15 protein-coding genes are annotated in these 15,919 nt (G+C 68.1%); 1 reads left to right on the forward strand and 14 read right to left on the reverse strand.

From position 1 onward, the window contains the following. Window positions 1-26: 26 nt before the first annotated feature. The 4 genes from B0I00_RS06810 to B0I00_RS06825 are packed head-to-tail and all read right to left on the reverse strand — an operon-like array spanning window position 27 to window position 2,776. On the reverse strand, window positions 27-542 hold the full coding sequence (locus B0I00_RS06810) for a retropepsin-like aspartic protease family protein (RefSeq protein WP_100866650.1): 516 nt from the start codon (window positions 540-542) through the stop codon (window positions 27-29). Between the two features lie 48 nt (window positions 543-590). Continuing rightward, window positions 591-1,730: a flavodoxin-dependent (E)-4-hydroxy-3-methylbut-2-enyl-diphosphate synthase gene (gene ispG, locus B0I00_RS06815; protein WP_100866651.1), complete on the reverse strand. Its 1,140-nt coding sequence runs from the start codon at window positions 1,728-1,730 to the stop codon at window positions 591-593. 57 nt (window positions 1,731-1,787) lie between these two features. Beyond that, window positions 1,788-2,312 (reverse strand): GNAT family N-acetyltransferase, encoded by a 525-nt coding sequence (locus B0I00_RS06820; protein ID WP_332870769.1) that lies wholly within the window; start codon window positions 2,310-2,312, stop codon window positions 1,788-1,790. After that, on the reverse strand, window positions 2,309-2,776 hold the full coding sequence (locus B0I00_RS06825) for a GNAT family N-acetyltransferase (protein WP_100866652.1): 468 nt from the start codon (window positions 2,774-2,776) through the stop codon (window positions 2,309-2,311). Before B0I00_RS06825 ends, B0I00_RS06820 begins: the two co-directional genes overlap by 4 nt. A gap of 195 nt (window positions 2,777-2,971) precedes the next feature. Between B0I00_RS06825 and B0I00_RS06830 the strand changes: the two genes are divergently transcribed. Beyond that, a complete protein-coding gene (locus tag B0I00_RS06830; RefSeq protein WP_232730153.1) occupies window positions 2,972-3,421 on the forward strand; it encodes a hypothetical protein in 450 nt (149 codons plus the stop codon). A gap of 26 nt (window positions 3,422-3,447) precedes the next feature. Here the strand turns inward: B0I00_RS06830 and B0I00_RS06835 are convergent, their stop codons facing one another. From B0I00_RS06835 to B0I00_RS06880, 10 genes are all read right to left on the reverse strand, one after another. Then, complete coding sequence (locus tag B0I00_RS06835) at window positions 3,448-4,365, reverse strand: RDD family protein (protein WP_100866653.1); 918 nt, start codon at window positions 4,363-4,365, stop codon at window positions 3,448-3,450. Further along, on the reverse strand, window positions 4,362-5,420 hold the full coding sequence (locus B0I00_RS06840; protein ID WP_100866654.1) for a stage II sporulation protein M: 1,059 nt from the start codon (window positions 5,418-5,420) through the stop codon (window positions 4,362-4,364). The genes B0I00_RS06835 and B0I00_RS06840 overlap by 4 nt, the downstream gene beginning before the upstream one ends. A gap of 13 nt (window positions 5,421-5,433) precedes the next feature. Beyond that, window positions 5,434-6,768: a DUF58 domain-containing protein gene (locus B0I00_RS06845; protein WP_232730154.1), complete on the reverse strand. Its 1,335-nt coding sequence runs from the start codon at window positions 6,766-6,768 to the stop codon at window positions 5,434-5,436. A 40-nt stretch (window positions 6,769-6,808) separates the two neighbouring features. After that, the gene (locus B0I00_RS06850; protein ID WP_198519193.1) at window positions 6,809-7,765 is read right to left on the reverse strand and encodes an AAA family ATPase; all 957 of its coding nucleotides are present in this window, start codon (window positions 7,763-7,765) and stop codon (window positions 6,809-6,811) included. Window positions 7,766-7,776: 11 nt separating this feature from the next. Further along, window positions 7,777-9,087: a hypothetical protein gene (locus B0I00_RS06855; RefSeq protein WP_100866657.1), complete on the reverse strand. Its 1,311-nt coding sequence runs from the start codon at window positions 9,085-9,087 to the stop codon at window positions 7,777-7,779. Beyond that, window positions 9,084-9,749 (reverse strand): hypothetical protein, encoded by a 666-nt coding sequence (locus tag B0I00_RS06860; protein ID WP_100866658.1) that lies wholly within the window; start codon window positions 9,747-9,749, stop codon window positions 9,084-9,086. The genes B0I00_RS06855 and B0I00_RS06860 overlap by 4 nt, the downstream gene beginning before the upstream one ends. Window positions 9,750-9,809: 60 nt before the next feature. Continuing rightward, window positions 9,810-10,718: a prephenate dehydratase gene (locus B0I00_RS06865; RefSeq protein WP_100866659.1), complete on the reverse strand. Its 909-nt coding sequence runs from the start codon at window positions 10,716-10,718 to the stop codon at window positions 9,810-9,812. 26 nt (window positions 10,719-10,744) lie between these two features. Further along, a complete protein-coding gene (locus B0I00_RS06870; RefSeq protein WP_100867132.1) occupies window positions 10,745-11,275 on the reverse strand; it encodes a GNAT family N-acetyltransferase in 531 nt (176 codons plus the stop codon). Between the two features lie 4 nt (window positions 11,276-11,279). Then, a complete protein-coding gene (ggt, locus tag B0I00_RS06875; protein WP_100867133.1) occupies window positions 11,280-13,001 on the reverse strand; it encodes a gamma-glutamyltransferase in 1,722 nt (573 codons plus the stop codon). 107 nt (window positions 13,002-13,108) lie between these two features. Beyond that, window positions 13,109-15,826 (reverse strand): TonB-dependent receptor plug domain-containing protein, encoded by a 2,718-nt coding sequence (locus tag B0I00_RS06880; protein ID WP_100866660.1) that lies wholly within the window; start codon window positions 15,824-15,826, stop codon window positions 13,109-13,111. Window positions 15,827-15,919 lie beyond the last annotated feature (93 nt).

A 15,919-nucleotide genomic window follows, 5' to 3' on the forward strand; every position in this document is an offset into this window, starting at 1 on the left:
CGCCCGCCTAGCCGAAGCGAACTGGCCTAGCTAGGCCGGATCACCATCGAATCGCCAGTCATCTCGAGCGCGCCGACGCGGCCCAGCACCGATTGGCCCATCAGGTCGGTGGCCAGCCCCTTCATCACCACGGCTTCGACCTGGCGGTAGGTCGCGCCGCCGATCTCGACGCTGTCGAGCATGATGGGCGCGCCGTAGCCGGTGCCGGACGCGGTCTTCATCAGCGGCAGGAACCGGTCCTCGGCGGGCAGTACCCCCAGGCGCTCGGCAGTTTCCTCGGTCAGGGCGACCAGGTCGGCGCCGGTATCGACAAGGAAGGTCACGTCTTCATGCCCGATCGTGGCGGTAAGGTAGAACTGCCCGGTGTCGTCACGCTGTAGCACCAGCTCATCGCCGCCGCCTTGCCGTTTCGCCTTGGCTATATCGGCGGTGTAGATGGATTCGCCCGTTGCCGCGCCCGCGCCGCCGGTCGACAGCCGCGGTGCGATGGCCGCGGTAGCGGCGACGGCGCCCAGGGCGATCACGACGAAACGATTCACCATGGCGCGCAGCCTAGGTGCGCAGGCGTTACCGTTTTGCCAACGCGGCCTTCACGCCGCCTTGCCGTGGGTCACGTCCATGCTGACGGCGGTGCCGGCCTCGATCTCGGCGGCCTTGGCTTCGACCAGGCGAACGATGTGGTCGATCATGTCGGCGTCCTGGACATGGTGGTCGGTCACTCCCGAGAGGTAGACCATGTGCTTGCCCTGGCCGCCGCCAGTAATGCCGATGTCGGTCTCGCGCGCCTCGCCCGGGCCGTTGACGACGCAGCCCAGCACCGACAGGCTCATCGGCGTCTTGATGTGCTGCAGCGCGTCTTCGAGGCGCTCGACGGTGCGGATCACGTCGAAACCCTGCCGTGCGCAGCTCGGGCAGGACACAACGCGCACGCCGCGGGTGCGCAGGCCAAGGCTCTTGAGGATCTCGTAGCCGACCCGCACTTCCTCTTCCGGTTCGGCCGAAAGCGAGACGCGGATCGTGTCGCCGATCCCCGCCCACAGGAGGTTGCCGATCCCGATGCTCGACTTGACCGTGCCGCCGATCAGGCCGCCCGCCTCGGTTATGCCGAGGTGCAGCGGGCAGTCGACCGCTTCGGCCAGCCCCATGTAGGCGGCCACCGCGAGGAATACGTCGCTGGCCTTCACCGCGACCTTGTATTCGTGAAAATCGTGGTCCTGCAGCAGCTTGATATGGTCCAGCGCGGATTCGACCAGCGCTTCGGGGCAGGGTTCGCCGTACTTTTCGAGGAGGTCCTTTTCCAGGCTGCCGGCATTGACGCCGATGCGGATCGCGCAGCCGTTGGCCTTGGCCGCGCGAACCACTTCGCCCACGCGCTCGCTCGACCCGATGTTGCCCGGGTTGATCCGCAGGCAGGCCGCGCCCGCGTCGGCGGCCTCGAGCGCGCGCTTGTAGTGGAAGTGAATGTCGGCGACGATCGGCACGCTCGCCGCGCGGACGATTTCCTTCAGCGCGGCAGTGCTGTCCACGTCGGGGCACGATACGCGGATGATGTCGGCACCGGCATCCTCGCAGCGCCTGATCTGCGCGATGGTCGCCGCGGCGTCGCTCGTCAGGGTGTTGGTCATGGTCTGGACCGTGATCGGCGCATCGCCGCCAACGGGCACCTTGCCCACCATGATCTGGCGCGATTGGCGCCGGCTGATATCCCGCCAGGGTCGAACCGAAGACATGGCGCCGCCTATAGGGCAGAGCGGCGCGCGGGGAAACCCTGCCCGTCGGGGCAGTTGTCAGGCAAGCATCCGCGCGAAGAGAAACTCGGGATCGATGTGATCGCCCACGCGGAAGGTGATGTCGGCGACCTTGGCAAAGCCGTAACGTTCGTAGAAGCGGTGCCCGCCGAAGTTTTCGGCATAGACCGACAGCTGCACCTCGTCCGCGCCGCGGGCGCGGAACTGGTCCATCGCCCAGTCCATCAGCTTGCCGCCGATGCCCTGCCCGGTGGCGCCGGCTGCGGCGTAGAGCTGTTTGAGTTCCATCACGTTCGCCCCGCGCGCGAAATCGGCGCGGCAGGGCTTGAGGCCGATCTTGACGAAGCCGAGTAGCGCGCCCCCGCCTTCGGCGAGCTGGTAGACCTGCGCCGGATCGGCGAAGTCGGCGGCGATGGCCCGTTCGGACAGGACCTCGTCGAGGAAGGCGTCGAGGTCCTTGCGGGAATAGAGGTGGCCGAACTTGGCGACGAAGGCATCGCCCGCCAGACGCGACAAGGCGGGAATGTCGGCCGTGGTCATCGCGCGCAGGGTCACTTGGGTCACAGCAGCCTCGTCATGCAGATGGAGAAGGGATCCGACGTGTAGTCGCCAAACGGTGGGCATTCGGCGAAGCCCTCGCTTTCATAGAGGCGTCGCGCCGGAAGGAAGGCTTCGGGCCGCCCGGTCTCCAGGCTGACCCGGGTGTACCCGCGGCGGCGTGCCTCGCACATCAGATGGTCCAGAATGGCGCGCCCCGCACCCTTGCCGCGGTAGTCGGGATGGGTGCGCATCGATTTCAGTTCGCCGTGATCGTCCGTCAGGTGCCTGATCGCTCCGCAGGCGGCGAGGCGATCGCCGTCCCACGCGGAAAAGAACGTCACGTCCGGTTGCCGCAGCCGTTCGATCGGCATGGCATGGACGCTTTCCGGCGGCGACCACTGGTGCATTTCGTCAAGGTGCAGACGCAGCAGCGCCGCAATGTCCGCCCCGCTCAGGTCGTCCTCGATAATGGTGTAGCGGCCGTTCATGGGCGCTGTCTGTGCAACGCCATCAGACCGGTTGCAAGGCGTTAACCATGGCACTTGACTCCCCGCGCGACAGGGCTAGCTTTCGCCATCCTTGCAGCCGGAAAGTTCAGGATTTTCCGGGTCGCCCGTCTCCCGCGCAAGGCGCACGCATGGCCGGATCAGCCGGCTCTACCGTGCAAACAGGAGGAGAACCCAATGCTGACAATGCGCAAGGCGGCCGTTCTGGCCGCGTCGATCTGTCTTGCCTATTCGACGCCTGTCCTGGCCGACGATCCCTGGCCCAACGAGGAAGGCGACTACGTTACCGTATCGATGATCTCGGTCGATGACGGGCACGATCTCGAATACATGACCCACATGGCGGGCCAGTACCGCAAGGGTCAGGATTATGCCAAGGCCCAGGGCTGGATCAGCAGCTACGAAATCCTTGTCAACGTCAACAAGCGTCCGGGCGAGCCGGACTATTACCTGGTTACCCGCTTCCCGCGCTTTGCCGACAAGGAAGAGGCGAGGAAGCGCGACGAAGCCTATTTCGCGCACATGCAGTCGACCACCGCGCAGATGCAGGCCGCATCGGGCAAGCGGGCCGAATACCGCAAGGTGATGGGCTCGCAGTTGCTGCGGGCGCTCGTCTGGAAGAAGTAACGGGGTAGAGCCGGCGCGGGGGCGGTTCAGGCCGTCCCCGCGTTCTTGTCGGCCTTGCGCCGACCCATGCGCATCCCCGTTTCGAGCCGCGCCCGAAGCTGGGTGTAATAGGCTTCGAGAAAGGCACGCTCGTCGCCCGCGCCGGGATTCCAGCCCAGCTTGCGGCAGATGGCGTCCTGCACCGCGGCCAGCGCCTCGGGCCGGTCCTCGCGCAGGACCCGTTCGAGCGTCTGCAATTCGAACTCGCCATAGATGGCAAGGTCGGCCTCGCTGAACCGGTACTGCGCGCCTGTTGCGGCGCTGGCGCCGAGGCGAGCGGTCAGGCTGGCCGACAGCAGGGCCTCGAGCCGGTGGCGCGGGGCTTCTACCACCCAGGTCCCGGCAATCAGGTCTCCGGCGCGCAGACGATCGCGGTTGAACAGCGGGAACAGCGCGAACAGCAGGAACCAGGCACCCGCCGCCATGCCGGTAATGTCGGTGCCGTCGTCGCCGATGGTCCCGATCATCAACTGCAGCGGCAGGAAAATCTCGATGTCGCGCAGAAGATTGCGCGCCAGCACCATTTCCGCGGTCAGCCGCCCGCCGCTCCGCGCGGCAATACGGATTCCGGTCAGACGCTTGCCCGGGGTCGCGCCTCGCGGCCCCAGTTCGAAGAACAGGAAATACGCATAGCGGGTCAGCCATACCGCGATCAGCCAGGCGATCGCCACCACCTCGCCCAGTTGCCGCCCCCCGCCGCCGCCCTTGCCGCCGAACAGCTGGATGCCGAGCATGAGCAGCGTGCCCGACACGACCAGGATGCCCAGCGTCATGATCACGAGGTCGATGACCAGCGCGCCGAAGCGGGTGGCGCGGCTGGCGATGATGATCGGCAGGGCCAAGCCTTCGGGCGTGACGAGGCGGCGGCTTCGGCCATTCGCCGCATGGGTCGCGATGCCGTTCACGGCCGGTGGTCCGGCAGGCGGTTGCGGCCGAAGGCAAAGAAGTAGGCAAGCCAGAAGGCCAGCATCGTCCCGCCAAGGGCGTAGCGCTGCCAGGTGACTTCGATGGTCTGGCGGCCGACCCCTTCGAGCAGCCCGGCACAGATCAGCATCAGCACCACCCCCGCCATGACCACCGCGGCGCGCTGGCCCGCCTCAGCCGCGGCTTCCAGCAGCGATCGCTGCCCGGGGAAGGCCATCGACCGGCCGACGTGCAGCCCGGCCGCCCCCGCCAGCAGGATCGCGAACAGTTCGGTCGTGCCATGAATCGCCAGCCAGCCGCCGAAATCGGCCAAGAGGCCCTGCCCTGCAAACAGCCACAGCATGGCGCCGAGCGTCGCGGTGTTCTGGATCAGCAGCAGCAGCGGCGGCACCCCGAAGGCAAAGCCAAGCGCAAAGCACAGGATCGCGACGCTGGCATTGTTGCTGAACAGGTAGGCGGCAAAGACCGACAGGCCATCCTGCTGGGCCCCGTCGAACAGCGTCCGTTGCAGCACCTCGCGGCTCGCCCCGGGGACGCGCACGTCGAGGAAATTGCCCGGAACCAGGCTGAAGTACCAATCCTGGTCAGCCGCGACGAGCAGCCAGCCGACCACGGTGCCCGCCACCATCAGCGCCAGGGCCGCCAGCAATTCGGGCGCCAGGGCGCGGACCGCGCGGCTCCATTCCCCGCCAAAGAACCGGGCGAGCCAGCCCCACAGCGTTACCCGCGGGCCGTAGACCTGGAACCAGGCGCGCTGCACGAGCGATTCCAGATAGGCGAGCGTCGCCGCGTCGAGCGATGTCTCGCGCGCCACCGACAGGCTCGAGGCGACGGTTCGGTACAGCGCGGGGAGCACCAGCACGTCGGCGTCGGACAGGCTGCGGGCACGCCCCTTTTCCAGCCGCGTGACGATCGCGTCGAGGCGCTTCCAGTCGGCCTCGCGATCCAGGCGGAAGCGGTCGGAGCGCAGCGCCGCGGCCTCGACCGCGGCGTCCTGCACGGCGCCCTTGCCGCCGAACAGACCGAACAGCGCCATCAGCCGCCCCTCCTCATCCGATCGCTCCCTTGCGCTTGATCGCCAGATAGGCGTCGATCAGCCGCATCCCGATCTGGTCGTGCGGCGCCTCGATCACGTCGACACCCAACTGCCGCAGCCGTGACAGCACCAGCGCACGCTGGTTCAGCAGGGCATCGGCGGTGGTCGCTATGGCCAGTACCTGCAGGTCGTCCGGGGCACGGGTCGCGAGATCGTTCAGTTCGGTATCGGCCATGGTGACGAACAGCACCATGTGGCGGCGGGTCAGCCGTCCGATCGATTCGATCATCAGCTGCGCGCTGGTCGGATCGGTGAAATCGGAGAAGACCACGATCAGGCTGCGGCGCTGGAGGCGCCCGGCCAGCGTGGCCAGCGCCAGGGTGAAGTTGGGTTCCTGCGCGTGGTAGTCGAGCTGGGCCGCCGCGCTCTGCAGGCGGGGAAAGTCGCGCGCGTCGGCCACGAAGGGTGAGAAGACCTCGGGCCGGGCGGCGAAGCCGAACAGGGCGACGCGGTCCCCGCCCTTCAGCGCAACGTAGGCGGCGGCAAGCGCGGCGGAGACGGCGCGGTCGATCCGCGCGATTCCGGCGTCCTTGCTGCCCGCTGGCCCGCCCACCGGTTCACACATCGCCTGTCCGCAATCGAAGGCGAAGACGATCTGGTTGTTGCGTTCGGCCTCCATCTCCTTGGCATAGAGATGGGCGTGGCGGGCGCTGGCCTTCCAGTCGATGCGGCGGCGGTCCATGCCCGGCTGGTATTCGGCCAAGGCTTCGAACATCGTGCCTTCGCCGCGGATGCGCCGCGCGATGAGGCCGAACTGCGCGTCGCGAAGATGGGCCTGAAGCGTGGGCGAACGCGCCAGCGCCAGATTGGGCCGCACGCGGACGGATTGGCCCAGTTCGCGCGCCGCCTGCCGCGCGCCGAGGCCCAGCGGCCCGGCCCAGCGCAGCCAGACATGGCCGAGATGACCGGTTCCGCGGCGGCTGGGCACGAAATCGATGCTGCCTTGCCAATGGCGCTCGCTTGCTTCGGACAGTTCACATTCGGCCCGCCCGGCGGGAAGCAGGCGCGCATCGCTCGACACGGCGGCACGGACGCTGCTGCGTCGACCGGCGGCGAAACGCGCGTGGACGCGCAGGTGTTCGCCGTGCCCCACTTCGACCTCAGGGGGAGCGGCAAGGCCGAGTTCCGTCACGCGTCCGGCCAGCCCGGCGTCGGCCAGGATCAGCACCAGCACGGCCACGCCGATCAGCGGCGCGACGACCCAGGCCCCCGGCGCCAGCGCCGCGATCAGCACCGCGAGCGGCGCCGCCGCCACGATCAGCGCGGCGGCCCGGGCCGTCGGGACCACGCGGGCGCGCAAGGGGGCGGCTGCGGACGACAACGGACGGTCAGCGCGGCGCTTCGGTCGCGGCGACGAGGTCGGCGACAAGCGTCTCGATCTGCTTGCCTTCGATCTCGGCGGCAGGAGACAGCAACAGGCGGTGGCGCAGCACCGGGGCGGCCAGCGCCTTGACGTCGTCGGGCAGCACGAAATCGCGACCATCGAGCGCGGCGCGCGCCCGCGCGGCGTTGGCCAGCAGCACGGCGGCCCGTGGGCTGGCGCCCGATCCAAGGTCGGCGCTGTCGCGCGTGGCGCGGACCAGCCGGACGACATAGTCGGTCACCGTATCGGACAGGGTCACGGTCTTCACGGCATGCGCCGCCGCCGCGATCGAGCCGGCGTCGGCCACGGCCGCAAGGCCAAGGTCGGCGGGGCGCTGCGGCCCGGCGCGCTGGCCGAACCGGGTGACAATGCGCGCTTCCTCCTCAGGGCTCGGATAGGGCACCAGAACCTTGAACAGAAACCGGTCAAGCTGCGCTTCGGGCAGGGGATAGACGCCCTGACTCTCGATCGGGTTCTGCGTCGCCACGACGAGGAAGTTGGCGGGTAGCGGATGGGCTGTGCCGTCCAGCGTGACTCGGCGTTCCTGCATGGCCTCGAGCAGTGCAGCCTGAGTCTTGGGCGGGGTGCGGTTGATTTCGTCGGCAAGCAGCAGCTCGCAGAAGATCGGCCCGCGCGTCAGCGTGAACTGGCTGGTCTGGAAGTTGAACAGGTTCGATCCCAGGATGTCGCCGGGCATCAGGTCGGGGGTGAACTGGATGCGTCCGAAATCAAGGCCGAGGGCGGTCGCGAAGCATTGCGCCAGGAAGGTCTTGGCTGTTCCCGGCGGGCCTTCGAGCAGGACGTGGCCCTGCGCGAACAGGGCCACGATCAGGGCGTCGATCACCTCGCCCTGGCCAACCACGGCCTTGCCAACTTCGGCGCGGATCGCCTCGGCAAGGGTTCCGACCTCATCGAGGGTCATGGCGGGTTCGCTCATTTCGTCAGGGTCCTTTCAAGACGATGCAGGGTGCGCGCGGCGCGCAGCAGGTCGGTCGGGCGGCGGGCTCTGCGCAGCGCTGCAGCGGTAACGGAAAAGGCGGGGCCATCGACCTTGCGCGCCGCCAATGCGCGGTCGATCGCGGCTTCGGTCTCTGCACCGCCAAGCCGTGCCGGCAGAGCCAGCGCGCGGGACAGCCGCCCCTGCGCGGCATCGGCATAAGGGCCGCCGATGAGGTGCAAGCGGCGGGTGCGTCGGATCAGGCCCGCCGCGTTGGCGACAAGCGCGGTCTTGCCGAAAGCCAGCGCGCGCCCGGTCAGCAGCGCCGGGCCGAAGCGGTTGAAGGCGCGCCAGCCCAGCACCAGCGCGGCCAGCATCAGGCACAGCGTGGCGGCCAGGAACGGCGGCTCGAAGGCCAGGGTCAGCAGGTTGCGCGACCGGGCAAAGCCGTTGAAGGTCAAGTCGAAGGCCACCCGGCGCTCACCGCCTTCGAGCGCGGCGGCTACGATGCGTTCGCCGAGGAGCGCGTTCTCCGCCCGCGACAGGCCATAGTTGTCGATGAGATCGGGTTCGAAGACGAAGATCACCGGGTAATCGCCGTGGGCCTCGTCCTCGTCCACCGGCGGCTCGTCGGCAAGCGCCAACGCCCTGAGGCCGGGATAGTCGCCGCCGTCGGCGACATAGGCGGCGAGCACGCGCGCGTCGCCCTGGGTGGCGACCAGCGGGATCAACCGGTCGCCCCGGCCCGAGGCGACGGCGCTGCCGTCGGGCAAGGTGCCGTCAAGCCCCGCGCCGCTCCAGCGCGGCCGCGCCTGGCGTGGTCTCTGCCGGTCGAGCGCCAGGTAGATGTCGTCGTAGAAGCCGGGCCAGTGGGGCTGGCCCGCGCCCAGGATCATCACCCAGCCAGTCTTGGCGTCGGGCCGGTTGACTGGCGGCGGCATGGCGTTCCATTTGGGCACGACGATCAGCGTCGGACCGAACGACCGGCGCCGCAACACCACGCGTTCGAGGTCCTTCGGATCAGCTCCGGCCGGCGGCGTCAGCACCAGGGCGCCGGGCTGGCGCAACGCGGCCGCCGACCTGACCGTGGTTACCGTGAAGCCGCGCTGCGCGAGATAGCCGGCAAAGGCGGCATAGCCGGTCAGGCCTTTGGATCCGGCGTGGGCACCGCCGTTGTTTGTCTTGCGCTCGCCCATGCCCGAACCGATCAGCCACAGCACAAGGAAGAACAGCACGATGCCGCCCGTGACCACTGCCAACGCGGCGCGCGGGGAAAACGGTGCGGCGGTGCGCGCGTCCTCGCTCATGCCGGGGCCTCACGCGGCAGGCTGGCAAGGGCAAAGTCGGCATAGGCGGCGCGCGCCGCCTGCCAGTCCGCCCGGTCCAGAGCCGTCAGGGCAAACAGGCTGCGCTCCACCCGTCCGGCGATCACGCCAAAGGCCTGCCTCGCTGCGGCGGGCAGCGCCGGCAAGGCGGCGATCTCGCGCGCGGTGGTGGCGGGATGGACCCAGTCAGGGCGCACACGCGCGATCTCGCTGACGCTGCGCCGCAGGAGGAGGTGCGTGGCTTCGTCGAACCGGCCTTCGGCGGCAAGGTTGTCGGCGTCCTCGAGCAGGGCCAGCGCCGTGGCGCGGTCGGGCGTCCAGGCGCTATCGGACGAAGGCGCCCGGATTGGCGAAAGGCGTTCGCGCAGGGGCTCGGTCAAGCGCCACATCACGTAGAGCGCGAACGCCGCCGCCAGTGCGAGCAGGCCCCACTTGAGCACCGGCCACGACGTGCCCAGCGCCCGCGCGATTGGCTCGAAAAGCTTCGCCAGCCAGAGGAGCCATTCCGGTTCGGCGGGTTCGGGCACCTTGACCGGCGGCAGCGGGGCGTACTGGATCGATACGTCGGCGTGGACCGCCTGCCAGTCTTGCGCGGCCTGGCCAGCCGCCTCGGCACCGGGAATGGCAGGGGCGGTCACCAACACGGATTGCGTGATTGCACGGGCTGTTACGCCCCGCAAGACCGGGATGGGTCCAGGGAGCGGTTAACCCCGCTCGCGCTCCTGCGGATAGGTGCCAAGGATGCGCAACTCCTTGCTGTGGAAAGCCAGTTCCTCGATCGCGCGGTCGACCGCCGGATCGCCAGGAGCGCCGACGATATCGGCGAAAAACCGCGTCGCGGCAAAGCTGGCGCCCTTCTGGTAGCTTTCCAGCTTGGTCATGTTGACCCCGTTCGTCGCAAAGCCGCCCATCGCCTTGTAGAGCGCGGCGGGGATGTTCTTCACCTCGAACACGAAGGTGGTCATCATCATCACCCCGGCCATGGCCGACCGGTCAAGCGGCTTGCGCGCCAGGACGACGAAGCGCGTCATGTTGTCGGCCGCGTCCTCGACATTGTCCTCGATTACCTTGAGGCCGTAGAGATCGGCGGCGATGCGCGGCGCGATGGCGGCGGCTTCGGCATCGCCCATCTCGGCGACATAGGCGGCAGCGCCCGCGGTATCGGCATAGGCCATCGGGACGATGCCCCGTTCGCGCAGGAACTTGCGTGACTGGCCCAGCGCCTGGGGGTGCGAATAGGCCGCCTTGAACGGTCCGTCGGTCCCGGAAGGATTGGGCAGCGCCATCAGCGCGTGGTGGATCGGCATGAAGTGCTCGCCGACGATGAACAGCCCGCTTTCCGGCAGCAGGAAATGGATGTCGGCGACGCGCCCGTGCTGCGAATTCTCGATCGGGATGATCGCGTGCCCGGCGCGTCCGTCGCGCACGGCGTCGAGCGCGTCCTCGAAGCTGAAGCAGGGCAGCGGCAGGCAGTCCGCATTCCATTCCAGCGCCGCGCGGTGCCCGTTGCAGCCGGGCGCGCCCTGAAAGCTGACTGCGCGTGCCGGATCCTGCGCGGCGGCAGAGGTCATCTCCTCGACACGGGCGAGTGCGGGGGCGGGGTAGGAATGCATGACGTGTCCCTTCTCGGAAGGGCCGCCTATAGCGGCTTTTCCATGCGCAGCAACGGCACGCGCACCCCGTCGATGGGGGCGGACAGGACCTCTTCGACCGGGACATATCCGGCCGCGGTGTAGAGCGGCACGCCGGCCATGGTTCCCATCAGCTCGACGCGGGAGAACCCGGCGTCGCGCGCCGCCCCTTCGCACAGATCGAGCACCAGCTTCCCGATTCCGCGCCGCACGAAGGCGGGATCGGTGTACATCGCCCGCACCTTGGCCGCGTCGGTTGCCGGGTCGAGCCGCACCGGCTCGCGCGCGACCACGCTATCGTCGCCGCCATAGAGCGTGGCGCGATAGGACCACCCGCCGCAGCCGGCCAGCCGGCCGTCTTCCTCGACCAGGAAATAGGTGCGGTCCGCCACAAGCTGGGTGTCGAGCCCCATTACCTTGTGGCTGGCGCGGACCTGCTCGGGGGTCAGGAAACCGTCCTGCAGATGCTCGATCGCGCGGGTCATCAGCGTGTTGAGGGCCGGCAGATCGGCCTCGGTCGCGAGCCGGTGGGTCAGCATCCGATCAGTACCCCAGCGCTCCGCCGGTCGGCAGGCGCGGATCGTTCGCGCCATAGAGCGCCGCGTTGTCGATCGGCTTTGCCCCCAGCCCGGGCGCGCCGACCAGGATGGCGGCGATCTGGTTCCAATAGGGCATTTCCTCCAGCCTGTGTCCCTTGGCGGCCAGCGCGGCGCGGGTGTCGGCGCTCAGCGCGTCCCTTTCGTGGTAGAGCACGTCGGGCATCCACTGGGCGTGGATGCGCGGCACGTTGACCGCGTCGGTCAGGCCCATCTTGTGGTCGATCACGTTGACCATGACCTGCAGCACGCCGGTCGGGATATGGCTGCCGCCGGGCGTGCCGAGCACGAGGAACAGCTTGCCGTCCCTGGTCACGATGGTCGGCGTCATTGACGAAAGGGGCCGCTTGCCCGGGGCAACGGCGTTGTTCGGCCCCTCGATCAAACCGTACATGTTGGGCTGGCCGGGCTTGGCCGCGAAATCGTCCATTTCGTCGTTGAGGAGGATGCCGGTTCCGGCCGCGGTAACCCGCGCGCCGAACCAGTCGTTCAGCGTATAGGTCAGCGACACGGCGTTGCCGGCCTTGTCGACCACCGAGAAGTGCGTGGTCGACTGCCCTTCCTTGCCCGCGCCCGGCGCCATCAGGCTGGCGGAGGGCGTTGCCTTGTCCATGCTGATGCCGGCGCGCAGGGTCTGGGCATAGGCCTTGCTGGTGAAGCGGTTCGTGTCGACCGGTACGAAATCCGGATCGCCCAGGTTCAGGTTGCGATCGCGGTAGGCGCGGCGCAGCGCTTCGGTTGTGACGTGGACGGCGGACGAGGAATGCCACCCCATCGCGGCAATGTCATACCCTTCGAGCACGTTCAGCGTCTCGCACAGCACGACCCCGCCGGAACTGGGCGGCGGCGCGGAAATGACGTGGTAGCCGCGGTAGTCGCATTCGATCGGCTTGCGTTCGACCGCCTTGTAGCGGGCGAAGTCCGCTGCGGTCATCACCCCGCCGCCGGCGCGGTTCGCAGCGGCGATGCGCGACGCCAGCGGTCCAGTGTAGAAGGCGGCGTTGCCGCCCCTGGCGATGGCCGACAGGGTCCGGCCAAGATCGGCCTGGACCAGCCGCTCGCCCGCCTTCCACGGCTGGCCCTTGTTGAGGAAGATCGCCGCGCTTGGCGCATCCTTGGCGAAATCGACCGCCCCCTCGGCAAGGAACATGGCATCGCCCGCGTCGAGGACGAAACCCTTGCTGGCGAGCGCGATGGCCGGCGCCATCAATTCGGCGCGCCGGCGGGTGCCGAACTTGGCCAGCGCCAGTTCGAGGCCCGCCACCGTGCCCGGAACGCCGACCGACAGATGGCCGCGCGTGCTCTTTTCCGGGATCAGGTTGCCCCTGGCATCCTGGAACATGGTCGGGGTTGCGGCGGCGGGAGCGGTCTCGCGGAAGTCGATGAAGGTGGTGCGCCCGTCGGCCATGCGCACCGTCATGAAGCCGCCGCCGCCGATGTTTCCCGCCTCGGGGAAGGTGACGGCCAGCGCATAGGCGACCGCGATCGCCGCATCGACGGCGTTGCCGCCGCGCTTCAGCACGTCGAGCCCCGCCGCGTTCGCGTGGCGGTGCGCCGAAACGATCATTCCGTTCTTCGCGATTTCAGGCTGGGGCGCGGCGGCCGACAGCGGACCGGTGACGAGCGCCAGCGATAAGAGCGCGCTCAGTCCGTTGCGCAGTGCCTTCATTGCCTTGGTCCCCCCGTTCAGGTCTGCCGCGGTGCCTGCCATAAAAGGAAGGGGCGGGGAAGCCGAAGCTTCCCCGCCCCTTGCCCGGCCTCGGCAGGCCGAAAGGCTCAGTACTTCACGCGGATACGCGCATAGTAGAACCCGCCGTTGAGCCCGAAGGGACCGCCCGAACGGGGATAGACCTGCCCGTCCGCCAGGCTGTTGGTCAACTGGTAGATCGGGTTGGTCGTCGTCGGCGCGATCCGGTCGGGATAGGCGTCGAAGATGTTGTTGGCGCCCACCGTCAGGGTGAAGTGATCCATGAAGGTGTAGCTCACGTCGAGGTCGGCCGTGACCTTGTCGCCGAAGCGCTGGCCGGGGTATTCCAGCTGGTTGGCCCACGAGCTGTAGTAGTTCGCACGGGCATTGACCTGCAGATCGCCGAACTGCCAGTTGGTCGACGCGTTGATGCGGTGACGCGGCGGCAGGTTGGCGACGTTGAACACTTGTGCGTCGCTGATCAGCGGCGTGCCGGTGGTCGACAGGCGGCGGAAGGTCACCTTGCTTTCGTTGTAGGCGTAGGCAAGCGTCCAGTTGGTCTGGGCGCCGACCATATCGGCGCGGTAGGTCAGGACCGCATCGATGCCCTTGGTCGAGGTGTTGAAGCCGTTGGTGAAGTAGTTGACGTCGCCGCCCTGGCCGACCGAGGCCAGCGCCGGCTGCGCGATCAGGTCGGCCGCGGAGACCGTATAGGTCTGCGAGATCCCGATACGGTCCTTCACGTCGATGATGTACCCGTCGATCGTCAGGGTCATGGCGTTCATCGGCTTGAACACGAACCCGGCACCGTAGTTGTTCGACTTCTCGGGCTTCAGGGCGGTCGCGCCATAGTACTGCGCGATCGCGCTGGTCACCGGATAGGTGCCGGTCTGGATCTGGTTGCCGCTGCGGAAGTTGGTGGTCAGGATCTGGGTGTTGTTCTGACCCGGCGAGGGCGCGTGGAAGCCCGTGCCGATCGTGCCGCGAACCGACACCGCCTCGGTCAGCTTGAACAGCGCGTTCGCCTTCCAGACGAAGGCGTCGCCAAAAGTGTCGTAGTGTTCCCAGCGCCCCGCGACGCCCATGGTGAGCGCATCGGTCAGGTCGGCTTCTGCACCGAAGTAGGCGCCGTAGCTCTTCTGCGCGTTCTTGCCGGCGAAGAGCGGGCTGACCCCGCCATAGCCGCTGGCCGCGGGCGATTGCGTGGCGGTGCAGGTCGCGGTCGCCGGCAGCGACGAGTTGTAGCGCGGACAGGCCGCCGCCGTGTTCGGCACCGCCGAGTACACGCCCGGCGAAACGAGTTGATACAGCGGCTGGCTGGCATAGGGGCCGGCTGCGTAGGACTGCAGATCGCCGACGGTGGTCTCGTACTCCTCACGCCGCCATTCGGCACCGGCTGACAGCGTCACCGGGCTGGCGAAGCCGACTTCGAGCGGATAGGTCAGGTCGAGGTTGAGGTTCTGTTCGCGCTGGATCAGGTTGCCGAAGAAGAAGGCCGTCTGGCTTTGCGGGCCGAACGAGGCGCTGAGCGAATCGGTCATCGACAGCGACAGCGTGTTCTTCGCCATCGTGCCCGAGAGGTCCCAGGTGAAGCCGCTGTCGGCCTTGCCCTTCAGGCCCACCGTTCCGTACAGCTGTTCGACATCGCCCTGGAAGCGCGGGGTGAAGCCGCCCGGATAGACCGAGGCGAAGCCGAACGTGTTCGAATTGAGCACGAAGCCGCCGGTCGGACAGCCGGTCGCCCCGGTCGTCGGGCACGGGGTCAGGTAGATCGGGTTGAACGAACCGTTGCGCCCCGGCGATGCGGTGCTGGTGAAACCGCTTCCGGTGTTGGTGACGAGCGGTGCCGGCGCGGAAATCGGCGAGCGGTAGTTGAAGCTCTGGTTCGCGCCGGTGTCGGCATAGTTGAACGTGCCGTAAAGCTGGATGCCGTCGGTCAGGTCGAAGCCGGCGTTGGCGAAGGCCTTCCAGCCGTCACCCGGCGAGGTGCCCCAGATCTGGGCCGGTCCCGGATAGTTCGGGATCGAACTGACGACGCCGGGGTTGGCCTGGGCCAGCGCGACCGCGATCGGGCGGGTCGCGCCCCGGCTGGTGCCGTCCTGTTCGTACCATTCGCCCGACAGGGTGAAGAAGCCGGCGTCGCCCAGCTTGAACCCGGCATAGGCGGCAACCTGCTTGCGATCGCCGTCGCCTTCGTAGTTCTGGCCCCACAGCGCCTGGACTTCGTAACCCGCATCGTCGCGGATCTGGTAGTTGATCACGCCGCCGATGGCGTCCGACCCGTACTGGGCGGTCGCGCCGTCGCGCAGGATCTGCAGGTTCTTGACCGAAATCGACGGGATGTTCGAGATGTCCGAACCCTGCGAACCGAACGACAGGGCCGTATCGCCGCCGGTATAGACCTGGACCAGCGCGGCGCGGTTGTAGCGCTTGCCGTTGATCATGACGAGGATCTGGTCGGCACCAAGGCCGCGGAGCGAGGGCGGACGCACGAATGTCGAGGCGTCGGAAATGGTGTTCTGCGCCACGAAGAACGAGGGCACCAGGTTGCGCACCGTTTCGAGCATGTCGGCGGTGGGCTGCTGGCCCAGCTCGGTCGCGCCGATCACGTCGATCGGCGATGCGCTGTCGGTCACGGACCGATCGGTCCGCCGGGTGCCGATGACGACGATCGCAGGCTCGTCGCTTGCGGTGTCATCGGATGTCTGGGCGTAGGTCGGAGTAGCAAGGAAGCAAGAGATGGCAGTAGCGGTGGCAGTCGCTGCAAGTGCGGCGCTGCGTCCGCGCCGGATGGCGGAAGATCGCATGGTATGCTCCGTCTTTTATGGTTTCCCTCGCGCTCCGGCGGCGAATGGTCCCCCCGCCGCCCGGTGCACCCGACGAGGCTATGCCAAAGTGGG

This window comes from Novosphingobium kunmingense (assembly GCF_002813245.1).
Lineage (GTDB): Bacteria > Pseudomonadota > Alphaproteobacteria > Sphingomonadales > Sphingomonadaceae > Novosphingobium > Novosphingobium kunmingense.